Here is a 19,842-nt window from a genome sequence, read left to right on the forward strand (position 1 = left end):
GGGATGGCGCTCACGCCTCCACCGATCCGATGCCTCAAGGGACAGCACGTCCCCTGAGACAGTCGAGCGGAGGCTCCCGTGGCCGGCAGGAAGCGCACCTGGAAGGCCGCCCTGGCCGCCGTGGGCACCGCCCTCGTCCTCGCCGCGAGCGGGGCCCCGGCCCAGGCGGCGAGCAACGCGCCGTGGATCGCCTACGCCGGCACCAGCGTCAACAACGCCCGCGTGCCCGCCACCACGGTGAGCCTGACGACGCGCTCGCCCAAGGCGTTCGACACCCTCACGTACCTCGTGGGCGGCAAGGCCGTCAGCGCCACCGTCACCGCGGCGCCCGCGTCCAACGGGGACTGGGTCGCCACCGCCGACGCGGACCTGTCGGCGTTCTCCGGGCGCACCAGCATCACCGCCAGGATGGTCAGCGGGAAGAGCAGCAGCAGCGTCGCGAAGTCGCTGCGCGTGGTGGACCCCACCTCCAGCCTCGGCTCCGGCAGCGGGACCGCCGTCGTGGAGCGCCCGGCCCGCAAGGTGCGCGCGCAGGCCACCGACGGGCGCCCCGGCCCCTTCACGACCGGCCTGCGCGGCGGGCGCGCGCAGCGCACCCTGACCGGCGACCAGACGATCACCCGGGACGGGACCGTCCTGGACGGCGTGCGGATCGTCGGGTGCGTCGTCGTGGACGCGAACGACGTGGTGATCCGCAACAGCGAGGTCGTGTGCCGCAAGAAGGGCCGCCAGGTGGCGGTCAAGGTCGCCGAGGGCAAGCGCAACCTGCTGATCGAGGACACCGAGATCGACGCCACCGGCGCCGACGTCGGTGTCGGGTGGGGCAACTACACGCTGCGCCGGGTGAACCTGCACGGCTCCGCCGACGGCGCCCGCTGGGGCCACAACGTCGTCATCGAGGACAGCTGGATCCACGGCATGTCCCGCATCGACGGCCTGCACAGCGACGCCACCCAGACCACCTCCGGCTCCAACGTCGTCATCCGCGGCAACGTGCTGGACCCGTCCAGCGGCGGTGATCCGCTCAACGCGGCCATCATGATCGGCACCGAGCTGGGCACGAAGAAGTTGTCCAACGTCCTCATCGAGGACAACCGCCTCGGTGGCGGCACCTACACGATCAACGTGCGCGGGGACGCGAACATCAGCGGGCTGGTCATCCGGGGCAACACCTTCGAGGACAACAGCCGCTACGGGGCGATCGTCACCCCGGCGGGCAAGGACATCGCCATCAGCCGCAACGTCATGGGCTGGACCGGCAAGGAGATCACCGCCGACACGTGGTGACGTGCGGCGCGGAGCCCTCGCTCAGTACGCCCCGCGACCGCTCACCACGGCCTTGACCGTCTTCGCGAGGATCATCGCGTCGAACATCGGCGACCAGTTCTCCACGTACTGCAGGTCCAGCCGGGTGGACTCGTCGAGGTCGAGGTCCGAGCGCCCGCTGACCTGCCACAGGCCCGTCAGGCCGGGCTTGACCAGCAGCCGGCGGCGCAGGTCGTCGCCGTACTCGGCGACCTCCTTGGGCAGCGGCGGGCGCGGGCCCACGAGGGACATCGACCCGGTGAGGACGTTGAACAGCTGCGGCAGCTCGTCCAGGGAGTAGCGGCGCAGGAAGCCGCCGACGCGGGTGATGCGCGGGTCGCGCTTCATCTTGAACAGCAGGCCGTTGCCCTCCGACTGCTCACGCAGGTCGATGAGCAGCTTCTCCGCGTCGGTGACCATCGAGCGGAACTTCACCATCGTGAACTCGCGGCCGTCGCGGCCCACGCGGGTCTGCAGGAAGAACGCCGGGCCCTTGGAGTCCAGCTTCACCATCGCCGCGATCAGCAGGAACACGGGGCTGAGCAGCAGCAGTGCCAGCGCGGCGGAGCCGCGGTCCAGCAGGGCCTTGCCGACGTGGCGCAGGCCGCGCAGCTCCGGGCGGTCCACGTGCAGCAGCGGCAGCCCCGAGACGGGGCGGATCACCACGCGCGGGCCCACGACGTCCGTCAGGGCGGGAGCCACGACGAGGTCGGCGCGGGTGTCCTCCAGCTGCCAGCCCAGCCGGCGCAGCACGGGGCCGTCCAGCTCCGGGCAGGTCAGGGTGGCGACCACGTCGACGTCGGAGCGGCGCGCCACCGCGGCGACGTCCTCCAGCGACCCCAGCACCGGCACGTCCAGCTCCTGCAGCTCGACGCTGCTGCGACCACCGGGGGTGCAGGCGCCGTCGATGCGCAGGCCGTGGTCGGTGTCGCGGCGCACCTGCCGCACCAGGGCGGCGACGGCACCGGGGTGCCCGGCCACGAGGGTGGACTGCACGCACTCGCCCGCCGCGCGGCGGCGGTGGAGGTAGCGGCGCGCCGCGAGCCGGCCCACCAGCGTCAGCACACCGGCCACCGGCAGCGCCACGACCACGAAGCCGCGCGCCACGTCCAGGCTGAACGCCCAGGAGAGGGTCCCCACCATGGCGACCACGGCCGTGCCGGCGGTCAGGACCCGCTGGAACTCCTCGGACCCCACCCCGAGGAAGCGCGGCTCGTAGGCGCGCATCAGACCGGCCGCCGCCACCCAGATCGGCGGCAGCAGAGCCATGAGCCACAGCACGGACATGCCGCTGGTGGTGCCCAGGTGCAGCGGGGAGCCGCCGAAGCGGGCCGCCCAGCCGAGCAGGGCCCCCAGCAGGGCGGCGAGGGCGTCGCTGACGACGAGGGTGCGCACGTACTCGCGCTGCCACACCGAACGACGGGTGGCGCGGTGCGCGCCGGTCGCGCCCGGGCGGCGCCGGGAGACGGGCAGGAAGGGAGCAGAGGTGGCGGAGCCGTCGATGACCCGTCGTTGCTGCAGCGGGAGCACCCGCACTTCTCCGGCGGCCAGTTCCTCTGCGGCCATGCCTCTCCCCCCGTCGAGGTTGCTACAGATCTTCGCGACCACGACGGTGTGGTGCCGGGTCACCCGGCCGCCTCAAGCGACCTGCGTACTTTCGGGTGAACCTGCGCCACCGATAGTAGCCGTCGCTCACCCGTTCTCCGCAACCCTCCCACAACGGCCGCTCAGCGCAACATCAGCACCATCGACACCTCCGTTCACAGGAACGGCACGAGAGGTGGTGGGCGGCTTCCCGTCGAGCGGCAGTGGACCCCGGGAACGACGAGAGGCCCCCGCCGAACCCGGCGGGGGCCTCTTCAACGACGTGGAGCTGAGGGGACTCGAACCCCTGACCCCCTCGTTGCGAACGAGGTGCGCTACCAGCTGCGCCACAGCCCCTTGCTCGCTCCCCGTGACCGCGGGAGCGAGAAGAACACTACCAGGCTCGCACCGGCGGTCCCGACACCGCGGGGTCGCCCCCGGGACGCCCCCGGCTCAGCCGTTGACGACCCGGGCGTGGTCGCGCACGTCGATGACCCGGTGGCTGCGCACCGACGGCGCGGCGACCTCCACGTCCACCTCGACCGGCCCGGCGGCCGGCGCGGTGACCGGGGCACCGGCCGCGGGACGCACCACGCGGGCGCGCGGCTTGAGCAGGTAGGTCGGCAGCGGCACCTCGGTCGGCTCCCACGACGCCCCCTCCCCCGCAGCGGCGGCGGGGGTCTCCGGCCGCGGCGCCGGCACGGTGGCGGCCGCAGCGGACGCCGCAGCGGTGACCCTGGTCACCTCGTCCGCCAGCTCCCGCTCCAGCTGCGCGGTCAGGTCGTCCAGCACGGAGACCCCCTCCTCGGCCACCGTCGCCGGCGCCGGCACGACCGCGGTCGGCACCACGAGGCGGGCCGGGGCCTGGGCCGCGTGGCGGCGCAGCGCCACCACGACCAGCGCCAGCACCGCCGTCGGCACCAGCGCCGCCCACGCCGGCGCCACGGAGGCGAGCACCAGCACCCACGTCACCGCGGCGGCGGCCAGCACGGCGCCCAGCAGCCGCCGGCGGCGGCGCACCACCCGGCTCGTGCGGGACTGCTGCACCAGCACGCGGGGCTCGCGCGCCACCGGCGCCACCGGCGGCACCACGGCAGCGGTGGGCGCGGCGGCCGCGGGCGCCGCCAGCTGCGGGCGGGCGGCGGGGCCGGCGAGCACCGGGCGGCTGGAGCCGGGGACGGCGGCGGTCTGGCCCAGCGCGGCCGGTCCCTGCCGCACCACCACGCGCATCGCGCCGGAGTCGCGGTCGCCGACGCGGGCCTCGGCCGCGTGCCGGCGCCGCCGGATGGCCGAGGGCACCAGGTAGGCAGCCCACAGGACGACGATGACGAGGAAGATCAGGCTGCTCGCGGGCACGGGCGCAACGCTACGGTTTGACAACTGCACCGACGTGCACGTGCCGGGCGTGTCGCCTGTGCATTCACCGGGAACCCCGGCCGGCCCCGCCCGGAACGAGCGCAGACCCCGGCGAGCCGCCGCGTCAGGAACCGCGCGAGTTCCGGTACCGGGCCACCAACCCCTCGGGGACCTCCTCCGCCGTGACGGCGAACGTGCGGTGGTCGCGCCAGGCGCCGTCGATGTGCAGGAACCGCTCGCGCAGCCCCTCGTCGCGCAGGCCCAGCTTGGCCGCCACCCGCAGGGACGCGGCGTTCTCCGGGCGGATGTTCACCTCGATCCGGTGCAGCCGCAACGTCCGGAAGCAGTGGTCGGTCACCATCGCCAGCGCCAGCGGGATCGTGCCGCGCCCGGCGACCCGCTGGTCGATCCAGTACCCCACGTGCGCCGAGCGCAGCGAACCCCACGTCACCCCCGAGACGGTGACCTGCCCCACGAGACGGCCGTCGAGCTCCACCACGAACGGCAGCATCCGCCCCGCGCGCGCCTCGCGGGAGAAACCCCGCACCATCTGCCCGAACGTGGGCACCGGGCCGGCGGGGTCCGGGCTCGTCGCCTCCCACGGCCGCAACCACGACGCGTTCGCCGCGCGCACCGCACGCCACTGCGCGGCGTCGCGACGGCGCAGCGGCCGCAGCCGCACCGGGCCCTCGACGAGCTCCACCGGCCAGACGGGACCCGTCACGGCCGGCTCACGGGTTTCCCCCCGCCCGACGGTGGTCGGCACCGTGCAGCTGTTCCACGGCGTGGGCGAGGAACCCCGACAGGACCTGCACGCCGTCGCGCGCGGCACCCGGCGAACCCGGCAGGTTCACCACGAACGTGCGCCCGGCGACACCGGCCAGCCCGCGCGAGAGCACCGCCGCGGGAACCCCCTTCGCCACGCCCGCCGCCCGGATCGCCTCCGGCACACCGGGGACGTCGTAGTCCAGCACGCGCCGGGTCCGCTCCGGCGTTAGGTCCAGCGGGCTCAGACCCGTGCCGCCGTTGGTGACCACGACGTCGTACCCGGCGGCCACCGCGTCGCGCAGCGCCTCCTCCACCGGGTCGCCGTCGGGGACCACGACGGGGCCGTCCACGGAGAAACCCAGGCCCCGCAGCCCGTCGACGACGACGGGACCGGAGTCGTCGGCGTACACCCCCGCCGACGCGCGGTTCGACACCGTCACCACCAGGGCGCTGCGCTGCACCCGCTCAGCCATCGACGCTCCAGTCCCCCGAGCGGCCACCGCTCTTCGCGGTCACCCGAACCCCCGTCACGACGGTGCGCTTGTCCACGGCCTTCACCATGTCCACGAACGTCAGCGCTGCGACGACCACGCACGTCAGCGCCTCCATCTCGATGCCCGTGCGGTCCGCGGTGCGCACCGCCGAGCGGATCAGCACGCCCGGCTGCTCGGCACCCGGTTCCACGTCGATCTCCACCTCGACGGCGTGCACCGCCACCGGGTGCGCCAGCGGCACCAGGTCGGGGGTGCGCTTGGCCGCCTGCAGGCCCGCGATGCGCGCCACCGCCAGCGCGTCGCCCTTGGGCAGCCCACCGGAGGCGATCAGCTCCAGCACGCGCGGCGAGCACAGCACCCGGCCCTCCGCGCGCGCCTCGCGCACCGTGACGGGTTTGGCCGACACGTCCACGACGCGCGCGTGACCGCGGTCGTCCAGGTGCGTCAGGCGCTCGCCGCCCTCACCCGCCCGCCCGCTCACGGCTGCTCCACCGGCAGCGGTCCCAGCAGCACGCACTCCACCTCGTCGCCCACCTCCACCTCGGACGTGCCCACGGGTACCACGGCCAGGCACGTCGTGCGCGCCAGGGCGGTCACCAGGTGCGAGCCGTGCCCGGACACCGGAGCCACGTGCAGCCGGCCGTCGTGGCCGCGCGTCCACGCGCAGCGCACGTACTGCTCCTTCGCCGGCGGGGACGTCCAGCGCTCCGCCGCCACGGCCCGCACGCGGGGCCGGTCCGGGTCCGGGCCCTGCGCGCCCAGCATCCGCCGCAGCGCGGGGCGCACGAACACCTCGAAGGACACGAACGAGCTGACCGGGTTGCCCGGCAGCGTGAACACCGGCACCCGCTGCTCGCCCAGCGTGCCCGCACCCTGCGGCATGCCCGGCTGCACCGCGACCCGCTCGAAGCGCACCCGGTGCCCGGCGCGCTCGGCCGCCCGGCCCGACAGCACCTCCTTGACCGTGTCGTAGGCGCCCTCGCTGACCCCGCCGGAGGTCACGACCACGTCGGCGCGCACCAGCTGGTCGTCCAGCACCGACGCCAGCGCCGCGGCGTCGTCGGCGACCACGCCCACCCGGTACGCCAGGGCGCCCACGTCCTCGGCCGCCGCGGTCAGCAGGTAGCCGTTGGCGTCGTGCAGCTGCCCCGGCGCCAGCGCCGCACCCGGCTCCACCACCTCCGTGCCGGTGGAGACCACCACGACGCGCGGGCGCGGGCGCACCCGCACCCGGGCGCGGCCCACCGCCGCCAGGACCCCGACGTGGCGGGGCTGCAGGCGCGTGCCGGCCTCCACGACCACCACGCCGGCCGCCACGTCCTCCCCGGCGCGGCGCACGTGCTGACCGGGGCGCGGGACGCGCCGGACCGTCACGTGGGCCACCCCGCGGTCGGTCCACTCCACCGGCACCACGGCCTCCGCGCCCGCCGGCACCGGCGCGCCGGTCATGATGCGCGCGCACGCACCACCCGGCAGGCGCATCGGGTCACCGCTGCCGGCGGCGATGTCCACCACCACCGGCAACCCCACCGGGGACTCCTCCGAGGCGCCCTCCACGTCGCGCAGCCGCACCGCGTAGCCGTCCATGCCGGAGTTGTCGAACGCCGGAAGCGGTCGCGGGCTCACCACGTCCTCCGCCAGCACGCAGCCCAGCGCGTCGCGCAGCGCCAGGTCCAGCGGCGGCAGCGGTCGCACCAGGTCCAGGCAGGTGCGGACGTGCTCGGCGACCGGGGTGAACGGCCCGTCGCCGTGCGAGGAGGCGTGGGGACCGACGTGCGGGGCGCTCACGAGGGTGCGCCGGCCCCCGAGGCGACGTACTCGCCCAGCCACGTGCGCAGCTCCGGCCCGATGTCCTGGCGCTCGCTGGCCAGGCGCACCACGGCCTTGATGTAGTCCAGCTTGTCGCCGGTGTCGTAGCGGCGGCCGCGGAAGACGACGCCGTGCACGCCGCCGCCCGGGGCGTCGGACTGCGCCAGCACCTGCAGGGCGTCGGTCAGCTGGATCTCACCGCCCTTGCCGGGCGGGGTCTCGTGCAGCACCGCGAACACCGACGGGTCCAGCAGGTAGCGGCCGATGATGGCCAGGTTGCTGGGGGCCTCCTCGCGCTTGGGCTTCTCCACCAGCCCGGAGACCTTCACGACGTCCTCGGTGTCGGTGGGCTCGGCCACCGCGCAGCCGTACAGGTGGATCTGGTCCTCGGGGACCTCCATGAACGCCACGACGCTGCCGCCGCGCTGCTCGCGCACCTCGATCATCCTGTCGAGCAGCGGGTCGCGGGAGTCGACGATGTCGTCGCCCAGCAGCACCACGAACGGCTCGTCGCCCACGTGCCGCTCGGCCACCAGCACCGCGTGCCCCAGGCCCTTGGGGTCGCCCTGGCGCACGTAGTGCACCTGCGCGAGGTCCGTGGACTCCTGCACGCGGGCGAGCTTGGCCTCGTCGCCCTTGGCCTGCAGCGCGACCTCCAGCTCGACGTTGCGGTCGAAGTGGTCCTCCAGCGACCGCTTGTTGCGGCCGGTGATCATGAGGACGTCGGTCAGGCCGGCGCGCACGGCCTCCTCGACGATGTACTGGATGGCCGGGGTGTCCACCACCGGCAGCATCTCCTTGGGCATCGCCTTCGTGGCGGGCAGGAACCGGGTCCCCTGGCCGGCGGCCGGGATGACGGCCTTGCGGACCGGGCGGCCGGGACGCTCGTCGCGTTCGCTCATGGGGCCGGAGGCTACCGCCCGGCCCACCGCGCCCACCGACCGCAGCCGCGCGCTCACGCGGGGGCATGGCTTTCCGGTCTCCGCGGAGGCAGACTGGACGCACCACCCCGCCGCGCGCGCAACCCCCTGCGCGAGGCGTCCGGACCCAGGAGCCGCCGTGCCCCCCACCCGCGACGACGCGAGGACCAGCGCCACCACGGCCGGTCCCGGCGACCTGCGCGTCACGCACGACCACCTCGAGGTCGCAGCGCGCAAGCTCGGCCTGCGCCGTGCCCTGCGCGCCCGCCGCCGCGCGCGCGACGCCGGCGAGGCCGCCGACGTCGACGCCGCCCTGGCCCGCACCCTGCTCACCTGCCCCCTGGTCGCCGGCGCGCACCGCGTGGCCTGCTACTCCTCCCTGCCCGGGGAGCCGGGCACCCGGGGCGTCCTGGCCGAGCTGCGCCGCCACGGCGTGGAGGTGCTGCTGCCCGTCCTGCTGCCCGACGCCGACCTGGACTGGGAGGCGCGCCCGGCGCGCACCGGCGCCGGTCACGGGCAGGACCCCGGGCCCCTGGGGCCGCACGCCATCGCCACCGCCGACGTCGTCGTCGTGCCCGCCCTGGCCGTGGACACCGCCGGGCGCCGCCTCGGCCAGGGCGGCGGCAGCTACGACCGGGCGCTGCTGCGGGTGCCGCCGCGGGTGCCGGTGGTGGCGCTCGTGCACGACGACGAGCTGTTCGACGCCGCCGTCAGCCCGCTGCCGGTGCTGCCGCACGACCGGCCCGTGCACGCCGTGGTCACCCCCACCCGCTGGATGCCGCTGACCGCCTGAGCGCCCCTCCACGCCCGCCGCAGGCCCTCGGCCCGGCGGCGCCGGGCACCGGCCGTGGTTCACTGTGCCCCGTCGATGGTGACTGCGAGTTGTGCCCAGATCGACTCCGCGTGCCGCCCGGCGGTGCCGGCGAGGAGGAGCCCCGTGACCCTGGACGAGACCGTGGACGTGTCCGTCGTCGTCGTGACCTACAACGCCCCCGAGTGGACCGCCCAGTGCCTGGACGCCCTCGCCGGCGAGGGGCGGCCCGCGGCCAGCCACGAGGTCGTCGTCCTCGACAACGCCTCCGAGGAACCCACCCGCCGACTGCTCGCCGAGCGCGCCGCGGCCGACCCCTCGCTGCGCGTGCACCTGTCGCCGCAGAACCTCGGCTTCGCCGCGGCGTGCAACCGCGCCGCCGAGCTCGGCCGCGGACGGTACGTGCTGCTGCTCAACCCCGACGCCGTCGTGCTCCCCGGCGCCGTCGACGCGCTGCTGGCCTTCCTGGAGCAGGACCCCCGCCGCGGCATCGTCGGCGGCCGCGTCCTCTACCCCGACGGCTCGGTGTCCCTAACCTCCTGCTTCGCCCAGCCCACCCTGTGGAGCTGGTTCTGCTACGCCACCGGGCTGTCCACCGCGTTCAAGCGCTCCCCCGTCTTCGACCCCGAGTCCCTGGGGCGCTGGGACCGCGACAGCGTGCGCGACGTCGGCGTCGTCAGCGGCGCCTTCCTGCTCGCCTCCCGCGAGACGTGGGACGCCCTCGGCGGGTTCGACGAGGCCTTCTTCATGTACAGCGAGGACGCCGACCTCAGCGCCCGCGCCATCGCCCGCGGCCTGCACCCGTCGGTCACCCCCGACGCCGTCGTCGTGCACGCCGGCGGCAAGTCGTCGTCCTCGCGCACCGGCAAGCTGCGCATGCTCATGCGCGGCAAGGCCGAGTTCGCCCGCAAGCACTGGAGCCCGGCGCGCGCCGCCGCCGGCATCGGCCTGCTCGCCGCCGGGGCCGGGCTGCGCACCGCCGGGGAGAAGGCGCTGGCGCTCGTCGGCCGCGGCGGGCGCGAGGAGACCTGGGCGCCGCTGTGGCGCGAGCGCCGCGACTGGGGCGCCGGCTGGCCCGCCGACGCCGTCGCCGCGGTGCGCGGGCCCGTGTCCGGCGAGCTCGTCACCGTGACGGGCGCTCGCGCCGAGGTCGACCTGCGCGAGCGGGGCGCGGTCACCGGCTGACGCCACCGGGACCCCCGCCACCGGGACCCCCGCCGCCGGTCCCCCGCTGCGGGGACCCCCGCCGCCGGGACACCGCCCGGGCGCTCGGTACGGTGCCGCATGGACGTCGAGGAGTTCAGCACCGTCCTGCTGGTCTCCTCCCTCGTGCTGCTGGCCGCTGTGCTGGCCGTGCGGCTGTCCGCCCGCACCGGGCTCCCGTCCCTGCTGCTGTACCTGGGGCTGGGGCTGCTGCTGGGCGAGGACGGGCTGGGCATCCTCTTCTCCGACGCCGAGCTGGCGCAGGTCCTCGGCTACGGCGCCCTCGTGCTGATCCTGGCCGAGGGCGGGCTGACGACGCGCTGGAGCACCGTGCGCGGGGTCCTGGCCCCCGCGGCGGTGCTGTCCACGGTGGGCACCGCCGTGTCCACGGCCGTCGTGGGCGTCGGCGCGCACCTGCTGCTGGGCACCTCCTGGCCGGTGTCGCTGCTGATCGGTGCGGTGGTCTCCTCCACCGACGCCGCCGCCGTCTTCTCCGTGCTGCGCTCGGTGCCCCTGCCGCGGCGGCTGACGGGGATGCTGGAGGCCGAGTCCGGGCTCAACGACGCGCCCGTCGTCATCGCCGTGCTGACCCTCACGGAGATCGCGGGCGGCGGCGCGTCACCGGCGTGGTGGTTCTCCGCGGGGCAGGCGGTGCTGCAGCTGCTCCTGGGCACGCTCGTCGGCGTGGGGGGCGGCTTCGCCGGGGCGTGGCTGCTGCGCCGCAGCGCCCTGCCGAGCTCGGGCCTGTACCCGGTGGCGGTGCTCGCCCTGACCGTCGGCGCCTACGCCCTGGCCGACCTGGTCGGCGGCTCGGGGTTCCTGGCCACCTACCTGTGCGGTCTCGTGCTGGGCAACACGCGACTGCCGCACCGGCAGGCCACGCGCGGTGTCGCCGAGTCCGCCGGGTGGCTGGCCCAGATCGGGCTGTTCGTCGTGCTCGGCCTGCTCGCCACCCCCAGCCGGCTGCCCGGCGTGGTGCTCGACGCCCTGCTGGTGGGGCTCGTGCTGACGGTGCTGGCCCGGCCGGCGTCGGTGCTGGTGAGCCTGCTGCCCTTCCGCGGGGAGCAGCGGGCGAGCCGGGCGGAGCTGGTGTTCCTGTCGTGGGCGGGGCTGCGCGGGGCGGTGCCGATCGTGCTGGCCACGGTGCCGGCGGTGGCGGGGGTGCCGGGCACCGAGCGGCTCTTCGACGTGGTGCTGGTGCTCGTGGTGGTCTTCACCCTGCTGCAGGCGCCCACCCTGCAGCCGCTGGCGCGCCGGCTGGGCCTGGTCCCCACCGCCGCCACCGCCGACCTGGACGTGGAGGTCTCGCCGCTGGGGGCTCTGTCGGCGGACGTGGTGCAGGTGCGGGTGGGTCCCGGCTCGCGGCTGCACGGGGTGGAGGTGTTCGAGCTGCGGCTGCCGGCCGGTGCGAACGTGACGCTGGTGTTCCGGGACGGGGCGACGTTCGTGCCCGGCGCGCGCACGGTCCTGCGCCGCGGCGACGAGGTCCTCGTGGTCACCGGCGCCGCCGAGCGGGCGGCGGTGGAGGAGCGGCTTCAGCAGGTCAGCAGGCACGGCAAGCTGGCGGGCTGGCGCACGCGGCACACCGAAGGCGGTCACGGGGCGTAGCCGCATGGGTACGGTTCGTCCATGCGCCGTCGCACGGTCCTCACCGGGAGCCTCGGGATCCTCCTCGCACCGACCGGCGTCCCCGCCCGCGCCGCCCTGCCCGACCTGCCCGACCTGCGCTCGCTCGCCGCCGCGCCCGGCCGCGTCGAGCTCAGCCGCGGCCTGACGACCGTCGCCCCCGGGCTCACCCTCGAACGGCTCGCCACCCTCGACGCCGCCGGCCCCGTGCGCAGCGCCCTGCTGCGGCTGGCCCCCGGCACCGGCACCCGCCCAGCGCTGCTGCAGCACAGCCTGTCCGCGCCGCGCACCCCCGCGGCGCTCGCCACCGCCGCCGGTGCGGTCGCCGCCGTCAACGGCGACTTCTTCGACATCGACCGCACCGGCACCCCCGACGGCCCCGTCGTCGTGGACGGGCGCCCCCTCAAGGCCGACGCCGCCGGCCAGCGCGCCGTCGGCGTCGACGACTCCCCCGCCGGGTGGGCCGGCCGCCTCGGCGACGTCCGGCTGACCGGCACCGCGACCGTCGGCACCCGCACCTGGCCGCTGGCCGCCCTCGGCACCCGCACCGTCCCCGCCGACGCCGTGGCCCTCTTCACCCCCGCCTGGGGGCCCGGGGACCGCGCCCCGGCCGCACCCGGCGGCCTGGAGCTGGAGGTGCGCGCCGGCCGCGTCAGCGCCGTCCGCGCACCCGGGCACGTCCCCGTGCCCGCTGACGGCGTCGTCCTCGTCGCCACCGGCACCGTCGCCGCCGCCCTGGCCGGCACCGCCGCGGGCACGCCCGCCACCACCACCGTCGACGTGCGCGTCGACGCCCTCGAGCCCGGCTCGGACGGGTTCGCGCTCGGCGCCCGGCTGGAGCTCGTGCGCGACGGGCGGCTCGCGCCGATCGACGCCGCCGACCCCACCTGGGCCGCCCTGCGCGCCCGCACCGCGATCGGCTGGACCGGCGCCGGGGAGCTGCTGCTGCTGACGGTCGACGGCGGCACCTCCCGCTCGCGGGGGCTGACGGCCGTGGAGACCGCCCAGCGGCTGCTGGAGGCCGGGGCCGCCGGCGCCGTCATGCTCGACGGCGGCGGCTCGGCCCAGCTGGTGGCGCGCCCGGCCGGCGAGGCCTCCGTCGCCGTCGTCGGCGAACCCTCCGACGGCGCCCCCCGCCCCGTCGCCCACGCGGTGGGGCTGCTGCCGCCCCCCGCGGACGGCCGCGCCACCGGAGTCGCCTGGCGGGGCCCGGCCGGGCGGGTCTTCCCCGGCCTGCACCTGGCCGTGGAGGCCGTGGGCACCGACGCCGCGCTGGCCCCCGCACCCCTGCCCGCGGCGTCAGTCGCCACCGTCGACCCCGCCGTCGCGCTCGTCGAGCGCGCCGGGAGCGCCGGCGGGGCGGGCGTGCAGGTGCTGCTGCGCGGCCTCGCCCCCGGCCGCACCGCCCTGCGCGTGCTCTCCGGCAGCGCCTCCGGTGAGCTGGCCCTGCAGGTGCTCGGCCCGCTCACCGCCCTGGAGCTGCAGCCGGACCCGGTGCTGACCACCGCCGGTGCCGTGGCCGACGTGGAGGTCGTCGGCCGCGACGGCGAGGGCCGGCGCGCCCGCGTGGACGCCGCCGACGTGGAGCTGAGCGCCGACCCCGCGCTCCTGAGCGCCACCGCGCTGCCCGACGGGCGGGTGCGGCTGACCGCGACCGGCGCCGGACCGGCCGTCACCGGTCTCGTGCTGCGCGCCGGGCCGGTGCGCGTGAGCACCCCCGTCGCCCTCGGGCTGCGCACCACCACCGCCGACCCGGTGACCGACCCCGCGCGCTGGCGCGCGTCCGCCACCCGCGCCACCGCCACGCTCACCGCCGTGCCCGTGCCCGACCTGCCGGGGGTGCGCACCGCGCTGCGGCTGGCGTACGACTCCCGCGACCATCCGGCCGGCACCTCGGTGGCCGCCGCCGTCGCCGACCCGCCCGTGGCGCTGCCCACCGGCACGCGCGAGGTGGCGCTGCACGTGCGCGGCGACGGCACCGGCGGCTGGCTGAGGGCGGTCCTGCGCGTCGACGGGGCCGCGCGGCCGCTGACGTTCGCCGAGCGGGTCGGCGTCACCGGCTGGCGGCGGCTGGTGTCCGCGGTGCCCGCCGACGCGCGAGACGTGGCCCTCGAACGCGTCTACCTGGCCCAGACGGACGTGACGCGCAGGGCGGCGGGCGCCCTGGACCTGGCCCTGCTGGAGGCCGGCGCCGCGCCGGGGGCGCCGGCCGGGACGGGTGGCCCGCGCGAGCCCGCCCTCGGGCCGGGCACCGCCACCGGGCCGCGCACCGGGCGCGTGGCGGTCCTCGCCGCCCTGCACGTGCGGGCCGGCGGGGCGGGCCGGGAGGCGCTGCTGCGCCAGGCGCTGCAGCAGGCGGCCGAGGCGGGGGCGCAGCACGTCCTGCTCGCCGGGGACGTGGTGGGCGCACCCGGCCACCGGGGTACCGACGCCGACGTGGCGTTCGTGCGCGAGGTGCTCGCAGCGGTCCTGCCCGCCGGGACGGGGTGGTCGTGGCTGCCCGGCGACGGGGAGGCGGGCACCGCCGCCGCCCCGGGTGCGGGCTCGGCGGGCGGGGCCGGGCACCGCCGCCTGGACCTGGCCGGCACCCGCTACCTGCTGCTGGACGCCACCGGCGGGTCGCTGCGCACCGCCGGCTTCGCGCAGCTGCCGTGGCTGCGCGCCGAGCTCGACGCCGCAGCGGGTGGAGCAGCCGTCACCGGCGTCGTCGTCGCCGCCTCCCGCGGGCCCGGGCGGGGAGCCGGCGACCTGACCGACCCCGACGAGACGGCCCTGCTGCGCGGCTGGGCGGCCGACTGGCGCGCCGCGACCGGCAAGCGCGTGGCGCTCCTGGGGCGGTCCCCCGGCCCGGCACCGCTCGTCACCCGGCGCGAGGGGGTGCTGGAGGTGGCGGCCGCCCGCGCGGTCGTGCCCGGGACCACCGCGGGCGGCTGGACGCTGCTCACCGCCGACGCCGCGGCCCCCGCCCCGCCGGAGGTCGCCGGCGCAGCACCGGCCGGCCGCGACGACGGCTGGCTGCGGGTGCACGCCCGGCCGCTGGGGGCCCTGGTGGCGCGCCGGGAGCGGGTGGCGCGCTAGGCGCCGCGCGGAGCCCGCACGACGAGTACGATTGGCACTCGAACACCCCGAGTGCCAGTCGGGGTCCGCAGCTCCCTGGAGACGACGTGCCCACCTACGCCTACGCGTGCCAGCAGTGCGACCACACCTTCGAGGTCCGCCAGTCCTTCAGCGACGACGCCCTGACCACCTGCCCGGAGTGCTCCGGGCGGCTGCGCAAGCTCTTCAACAGCGTCGGCATCGTCTTCAAGGGCTCCGGGTTCTACCGCAACGACTCCCGCGACGGCGCCAAGGGCCCCTCCTCGACGGGCTCCTCGGGCTCCTCGTCCGACGGCGCGTCGAAGGACGGCTCCTCGGCGTCCTCCGCGTCCTCCTCCGCGTCGCCCGCCCCTTCGGCGTCCTCGTCGGGTTCCTCCTCCGCCGGCTCGTCGGGCTCGGCCGGCTCGTCCTCGAAGGGGTCCACCTCCGCCGCCTGACGGCACCCCCGCGGCCGGGCCCGCGCGGTGTCCACGGGCGCCGTACGGGCCCGGCCGTCCACAACGAGCCCGCTCAGCCGCCGGGGAGTCCCCGGCCGGTGCCTACGGTCGCCGCGTGCTGCGCCAGACGACACCCCGCCCTCCCGGCCCCCGCGAGCGGCGGCACCGCCGCCTGGCCCGCCGCCGGCTCAGCGCGGGCCTGGCCGCGGCCGCCGCCGGGGTGGCGGTCTGGACGCTCGCCCCGCCGGAACCGCGCACGCGGGCGGTCCTCGTCGCCGCGCACGACCTGCCCGCCGGAGCGGTCCTCGCGGCCGGCGACCTGCAGCGCACCGACCGCCCCCTCGACACCGTGCCCGACGGCGCCCTGGGACCGGGCGCCGGAGCCGGCGCGGTGCTGGCCGGTGCGGTGCGCCGCGGCGAGGTCCTCACCGACGCCCGCACCACCGGTCCCGGGCTGATGGCCGGGCAGCCACCGGGCACCCTGGCCACCACGGTCGCCGTGGGCGACCAGGCCGTCCTCGAGGGGCTGCGGCCCGGTGCCCGCGTCGACGTCCTCGCCCGCACCGACGACCCCGTCACCGGGCTGGCCACCGGCGCCGAGCGCGTGGCCACGGACGTCGTCGTGCTCGCCGCGCCCTCGGCGAGCGCCTCCGGCGGCCTGCTGGGCGCGGCGCCGGCCACCGCCGCGGGCGGCGTGCTGGTGGCCGTGGACGCGCGCACCGCCACCGCCCTCGCCGGGGCCGCCGGGCGCACCGTCCTGGTCCTGCGGGCACCGTGACACCGGTGAGCGCCGTCCCGCCGAGGCCCCCTCAGCCGGTGCCGGCCGCGCGGCGCGTCGCGACGAGCCGCGACGCGGCGTGCGGCCCGCCCGCCGCGCCCCGCGTCGCCAGCAGCCACAGCACCTCCCCCGGTGCCACGGGGACGCCCACGTGGGTGCCCTGGACGACGTGGCAGCCCATCGCGGCCAGGGCGCGCAGCGTGCCGGCGTCCTCCACGCCCTCGGCGACCACGCGCAGCCCCAGGTCGCGCGCCATCTGCACGGTGGAGCGGACGATGACGGCCCGGGTGCGGTCGGTGGTCATGGCGGTGACGAAGCTGCGGTCGATCTTCAGCTCGTCCACGGCCAGGTCCGTCAGGTGGCACAGCGAGGAGTGACCGGTGCCGTAGTCGTCGACCGCCACGGAACAGCCCAGCGCGCGCAGCGCGCGCACCACGGCACCGGCCCGTTCCGGGTGCGACACCAGCCCCGTCTCGGTGATCTCCAGGACCAGCGTGCGCGCCGGCACCCCGTGCCGCTGCAGCGCCTCGGCGACCAGCCCCGCCAGGTCGGCGTCGGCCAGCGAGCGGGCGGACAGGTTCACCGAGACCGTCACGTCGCAACCGCAGGCCCGCCAGCCGGCCACGTCGGCCAGCGCCCGCTCCAGCACCACCCGGGTCAGGTCGCGCACGAGGTCCGAGCGCTCGGCCAGGGGCACGAAGCGGTCCGGGGCCACGGTCCCCAGCTCGGGGTGGCGCCAGCGCACCAGGGCCTCGGCCCCGACCAGCGCACCCGTCGCCGGGTCCGCCTGCGGCTGGTACTGCACGAACAGCTCACCGCGCTGCACCGCACGCGCCAGCTCACCCTGCAGCCGCAGCCGCTCCACGCCGTCGCCGCGCTCCCCCGCGTAGGTGCAGGCCCGGCCCCGCACCTCCTTGGCCTCGTACAGGGCGGCCTCGGCGGCGCGCAGCAGCGCCGAGGCGCTGCGGCCGTGCTCGGGCGCCAGGGCCACGCCGACGCTCGCGGGCAGCAGCACCTGCAGCCCGCCGACGTGCAGGGGCTGCGCCGCGCGCGCCACGACGCGCCGGGCCAGGTCCTCTGCGCAGCCGCCGTCGGCGACCAGCACGGCGAACTCGTCGCCGCCCAGGCGGGCCACCACCGCGCCGGGTGGCGCCAGCGCCAGCAGGCGCCCGGCCACCCGGTGCAGCACCTCGTCCCCCGCGCGGTGGCCCAGGGCGTCGTTGACGTCGCGGAAGCGGTCCAGGTCGACCAGCAGCAGGCCGGGTGCGCCGGGCCCGGCCGGACCCGGCGCACCGGCGGCGCCGAGGGCGCGCTCGGCGACCTCGAGCAGCACCTCCCGCCCCGGCAGCCCGGTCACCTCGTCGCGCGCGGGCTGGCGACCGGGGCGGGCGGCCGCACCGGGAACCCCCACGGCGCTCGCCACCAGGGCCTCCGCGAGCAGGCCGGCCGAGGCGCCGGCCAGCACGACCGGCCACTGCCGCACGTCCAGGACGACGACCCCGGCCAGGGGGGAGGTGGCCGTCAGCGCGCAGGTCACGAGCCGGCAGGTGAGGACGCCGACCGCCGCGGTGACCAGGTCGGCCACGACGCGCTCGCGGGGGTGGCCGTGCCGCAGGCCGCGGTGGAGCAGGGGCAGGCACCGCGCCGCCACGGCCAGGGGGAAGGGGGACACCGCCGTCAGGGTCGCCGTCAGGCACCAGGGCGGCACCCGGGTCGCAAACCGGCGGAGCGCCGCGCGCCGGGAGGCGGCGGCGCCGGGAGCACCGGCCCGGGGGGCGATCCAGGTGACGACGGCGACGGCAGCGGCCAGGGCGAGGGCCGGGGGCGTCGCCCGCCACGGGGGCGTCAGCACCAGCGACGCGCAGACCACCAGGACCAGCGCTGTCGGCACCGGCGCCGGCAGGCCCGCGGGGGAGCGGCCCGCGCGGGGCCGGCGGGCGGGGGCCGGTGCGGCGGCGGGCTCAGCGGGGGCGGTGAGGAGCGTCCCCACCGGCTCGGGCGGGACGGCGGGAGCGGTGGAGGAGGACGGGTGCCGGTGCACAGCCCACCTCCCCCGTCGTGACCGTCGCACCGCTCGTCGCCTCGACCACGACCGCTCGGGTGCACCCCGGTCGCTGGTTGGCGCCCATCATGTGCGCCCGCGCCCGCACGAGGAACCCCTGCGGCAGTAGTGGTCCACGAACCTCGACCGACCGTCACGGATCAACGACTCGACGTCATCAAGACCTCGCTGATCGACGACGAACCGAACACGCTGAGTGGTGGAGGTGTGCGGGGAGCAGCGGCGCTCCCCGTCCGCCGGGCACGTTCAGTCCCAGTGGGGCGGGCGCTGGGACAGGTACCACTCGTCGTCGAGCCCACCCGGGGCGTCCCCCCAGCCCTCGTCGCGGTCGTCGGCCGAGCGCTCGTCCTCCGGGGCGGTCTGCCGGTCCGCGGCCCGCCCCGGCTCCGCGCCCCCCGGACGGCCGGCACCCGCGGCGCTCACGACGCCTCCTCCCGGGGGACCGGCACCTGGGGCCCCTGCTGCTGCGGCAGCACGTCGCGGTCGGGCTCCCGCGGCGGTGGCGGCGGCGCGGCGGGCCCGCGCAGGTCCAGCACGAGGTCGGCGTCCGGGCCCAGCTCGGCGACCGCCTCGCGCCACCGGCCCGCGATCCGCTCCGCCTCCGCCACGGGGTCGGCGAGCACGTCGCTGCTGAGGGAGCGCACGTAGCGCCAGCCGCAGCGCTCCAGCCGCGCCGGCCCGGCCACCTCGCGCTCCAGCACGGGGGCGGCGGCCCACGCCGGGCCGTCCAGCTCCACCGCGAGCGCCGGGCCGGTCCCGTCGGGGCGGCGCACGGCCAGCGGCACCGTCCGCGAATCGCCCACGCCCGGGTTCACCGGCAGCCCGAGGTCGCGGCAGGCGTCGGCGAGCCGGCGTTCCAGCGCACCGGGGGTCGCAGCGGGTTCGGCCGTGCCGGCTTCCCAGGCCAGCGCGGTGCGCGTCAGCAGGTGCCGGGTGGACCCCGCGGGTACCGCCTCACCGGACGGCTCCGGCCCGTCCCAGCGGGCGTCGTCCAGCACGAGGGTGGTGCGCAGGCGCGACCGGGTCAGCGCGAGCACGGCCTCCTCCCGCCCACCGCCGGTCACGGGCCCGGCCTGCGCGGGGTCCGTGAGCACGGGGTCCACGAGCACGGGGTCCACGAGCACGGGGTCCACGAGCACCACGACGTGGTCGCGACGCTCACCGCTCCAGCGGGACGGCTCGGCGACCAGCAGCTCCTCCACACCGCTGACCCGCCCCAGGCCCTGCCCGGCCACGCGGCGGCGCACGGCGTCGGCGAGGAGGTCGGCGCCCGCGGTGTCGGGGACCAGCACCCCCAGGGACTGCCCCGGCCGCTGCCGCAGCGCGTCGGCGACGACGCCGACGACCAGGTCCACCAGGGCGTCGGGCCCGCGGCGGGCACCGACGGCCCGCGCCGAGGTGCGGTGCACCGCCCGCGGGTCGGGCCCGGCACCGGGCAGGGAGTCCTGGGGGGGGGGGGCGGGGGGGGGGGGGGGGGGGGGGGGGGGGGGGGGCGGGGGGGCGGGGGGGGGGGGGGGGGGGGGGGGGGGGGGGGGGGGGGGGGGGGGGGGGGGGGGGGGGGGGGGGGGGGGGGGGGGGGGGGGGGGGGGGGGG

The 19,842-nt window shown here is 77.6% G+C and carries 17 protein-coding genes and 1 tRNA gene; 7 read left to right on the forward strand and 11 right to left on the reverse strand.

The window, feature by feature from the left end:
* The first annotated feature begins 78 nt into the window (after positions 1-78).
* Positions 79-1,287, forward strand: coding sequence for a right-handed parallel beta-helix repeat-containing protein (locus ACRYR8_RS04130; RefSeq protein WP_432482806.1), 1,209 nt, complete (start codon positions 79-81; stop codon positions 1,285-1,287).
* Positions 1,288-1,308: 21 nt separating this feature from the next.
* Here ACRYR8_RS04130 and ACRYR8_RS04135 read toward each other — a convergent pair whose 3' ends face one another.
* From ACRYR8_RS04135 to galU, 8 genes are all read right to left on the reverse strand, one after another.
* Complete coding sequence (locus tag ACRYR8_RS04135; protein WP_432482807.1) at positions 1,309-2,871, reverse strand: sugar transferase; 1,563 nt, start codon at positions 2,869-2,871, stop codon at positions 1,309-1,311.
* A 302-nt stretch (positions 2,872-3,173) separates the two neighbouring features.
* A tRNA-Ala gene (locus ACRYR8_RS04140) sits at positions 3,174-3,246 on the reverse strand.
* Positions 3,247-3,342: 96 nt separating this feature from the next.
* On the reverse strand, positions 3,343-4,245 hold the full coding sequence (locus tag ACRYR8_RS04145; RefSeq protein ID WP_432482808.1) for a SepX/GlpR family protein: 903 nt from the start codon (positions 4,243-4,245) through the stop codon (positions 3,343-3,345).
* Positions 4,246-4,369: 124 nt separating this feature from the next.
* Positions 4,370-4,969 (reverse strand): GNAT family N-acetyltransferase, encoded by a 600-nt coding sequence (locus tag ACRYR8_RS04150; protein ID WP_432482809.1) that lies wholly within the window; start codon positions 4,967-4,969, stop codon positions 4,370-4,372.
* 7 nt (positions 4,970-4,976) lie between these two features.
* Positions 4,977-5,486, reverse strand: coding sequence for a MogA/MoaB family molybdenum cofactor biosynthesis protein (locus ACRYR8_RS04155; RefSeq protein ID WP_432482810.1), 510 nt, complete (start codon positions 5,484-5,486; stop codon positions 4,977-4,979).
* On the reverse strand, positions 5,479-5,988 hold the full coding sequence (moaC, locus tag ACRYR8_RS04160; RefSeq protein ID WP_432482811.1) for a cyclic pyranopterin monophosphate synthase MoaC: 510 nt from the start codon (positions 5,986-5,988) through the stop codon (positions 5,479-5,481). Before moaC ends, ACRYR8_RS04155 begins: the two co-directional genes overlap by 8 nt.
* Positions 5,985-7,295: a molybdotransferase-like divisome protein Glp gene (gene glp / locus ACRYR8_RS04165; protein WP_432482812.1), complete on the reverse strand. Its 1,311-nt coding sequence runs from the start codon at positions 7,293-7,295 to the stop codon at positions 5,985-5,987. Before glp ends, moaC begins: the two co-directional genes overlap by 4 nt.
* Positions 7,292-8,218: a UTP--glucose-1-phosphate uridylyltransferase GalU gene (gene galU / locus ACRYR8_RS04170; protein WP_432482813.1), complete on the reverse strand. Its 927-nt coding sequence runs from the start codon at positions 8,216-8,218 to the stop codon at positions 7,292-7,294. Before galU ends, glp begins: the two co-directional genes overlap by 4 nt.
* 157 nt (positions 8,219-8,375) lie before the next feature.
* On the opposite strand from galU, the gene ACRYR8_RS04175 reads away from it, so the two are divergent.
* The 6 genes from ACRYR8_RS04175 (at position 8,376) to ACRYR8_RS04200 (ending at position 16,187) form a co-directional block, all read left to right on the forward strand.
* Positions 8,376-9,029 carry a 5-formyltetrahydrofolate cyclo-ligase gene (locus ACRYR8_RS04175; RefSeq protein WP_432482814.1) on the forward strand — a complete coding sequence of 218 codons (654 nt, stop codon included), beginning with the start codon at positions 8,376-8,378 and terminating at the stop codon, positions 9,027-9,029.
* A gap of 144 nt (positions 9,030-9,173) precedes the next feature.
* A complete protein-coding gene (locus tag ACRYR8_RS04180; protein WP_432482815.1) occupies positions 9,174-10,232 on the forward strand; it encodes a glycosyltransferase family 2 protein in 1,059 nt (352 codons plus the stop codon).
* A 99-nt stretch (positions 10,233-10,331) separates the two neighbouring features.
* A complete protein-coding gene (locus ACRYR8_RS04185) occupies positions 10,332-11,858 on the forward strand; it encodes a potassium/proton antiporter (RefSeq protein ID WP_432482816.1) in 1,527 nt (508 codons plus the stop codon).
* A 21-nt stretch (positions 11,859-11,879) separates the two neighbouring features.
* On the forward strand, positions 11,880-14,954 hold the full coding sequence (locus ACRYR8_RS04190; protein ID WP_432482817.1) for a phosphodiester glycosidase family protein: 3,075 nt from the start codon (positions 11,880-11,882) through the stop codon (positions 14,952-14,954).
* 86 nt (positions 14,955-15,040) lie between these two features.
* The gene (locus ACRYR8_RS04195; protein WP_432482818.1) at positions 15,041-15,409 is read left to right on the forward strand and encodes an FmdB family zinc ribbon protein; all 369 of its coding nucleotides are present in this window, start codon (positions 15,041-15,043) and stop codon (positions 15,407-15,409) included.
* Positions 15,410-15,524: 115 nt separating this feature from the next.
* A complete protein-coding gene (locus ACRYR8_RS04200) occupies positions 15,525-16,187 on the forward strand; it encodes an SAF domain-containing protein (protein WP_432482819.1) in 663 nt (220 codons plus the stop codon).
* A gap of 31 nt (positions 16,188-16,218) precedes the next feature.
* Here the strand turns inward: ACRYR8_RS04200 and ACRYR8_RS04205 are convergent, their stop codons facing one another.
* The 3 genes from ACRYR8_RS04205 to ACRYR8_RS04215 all read right to left on the reverse strand — a co-directional run bounded on the left by ACRYR8_RS04205 (position 16,219) and on the right by ACRYR8_RS04215 (position 19,658).
* Complete coding sequence (locus ACRYR8_RS04205; protein WP_432482820.1) at positions 16,219-18,228, reverse strand: putative bifunctional diguanylate cyclase/phosphodiesterase; 2,010 nt, start codon at positions 18,226-18,228, stop codon at positions 16,219-16,221.
* 267 nt (positions 18,229-18,495) lie between these two features.
* Positions 18,496-18,672: a hypothetical protein gene (locus tag ACRYR8_RS04210; protein WP_432482821.1), complete on the reverse strand. Its 177-nt coding sequence runs from the start codon at positions 18,670-18,672 to the stop codon at positions 18,496-18,498.
* Positions 18,669-19,658 carry a putative endonuclease domain-containing protein gene (locus ACRYR8_RS04215; RefSeq protein WP_432482822.1) on the reverse strand — a complete coding sequence of 330 codons (990 nt, stop codon included), beginning with the start codon at positions 19,656-19,658 and terminating at the stop codon, positions 18,669-18,671. Before ACRYR8_RS04215 ends, ACRYR8_RS04210 begins: the two co-directional genes overlap by 4 nt.
* Positions 19,659-19,842 lie beyond the last annotated feature (184 nt).

Source organism: Kineococcus esterisolvens, from assembly GCF_050871405.1.
GTDB lineage: Bacteria > Actinomycetota > Actinomycetes > Actinomycetales > Kineococcaceae > Kineococcus.

Coding starts and splice junctions, on each gene's coding strand:
- ACRYR8_RS04135 (WP_432482807.1), bottom strand. CDS start 2,871: ATGGCCGCAGAGGAACTGGCCGCCGGAGAAGTGCGGGTGCTCCCGCTG.
- ACRYR8_RS04185 (WP_432482816.1), top strand. CDS start 10,332: ATGGACGTCGAGGAGTTCAGCACCGTCCTGCTGGTCTCCTCCCTCGTG.
- ACRYR8_RS04155 (WP_432482810.1), bottom strand. CDS start 5,486: ATGGCTGAGCGGGTGCAGCGCAGCGCCCTGGTGGTGACGGTGTCGAAC.
- galU (WP_432482813.1), bottom strand. CDS start 8,218: ATGAGCGAACGCGACGAGCGTCCCGGCCGCCCGGTCCGCAAGGCCGTC.
- ACRYR8_RS04190 (WP_432482817.1), top strand. CDS start 11,880: ATGCGCCGTCGCACGGTCCTCACCGGGAGCCTCGGGATCCTCCTCGCA.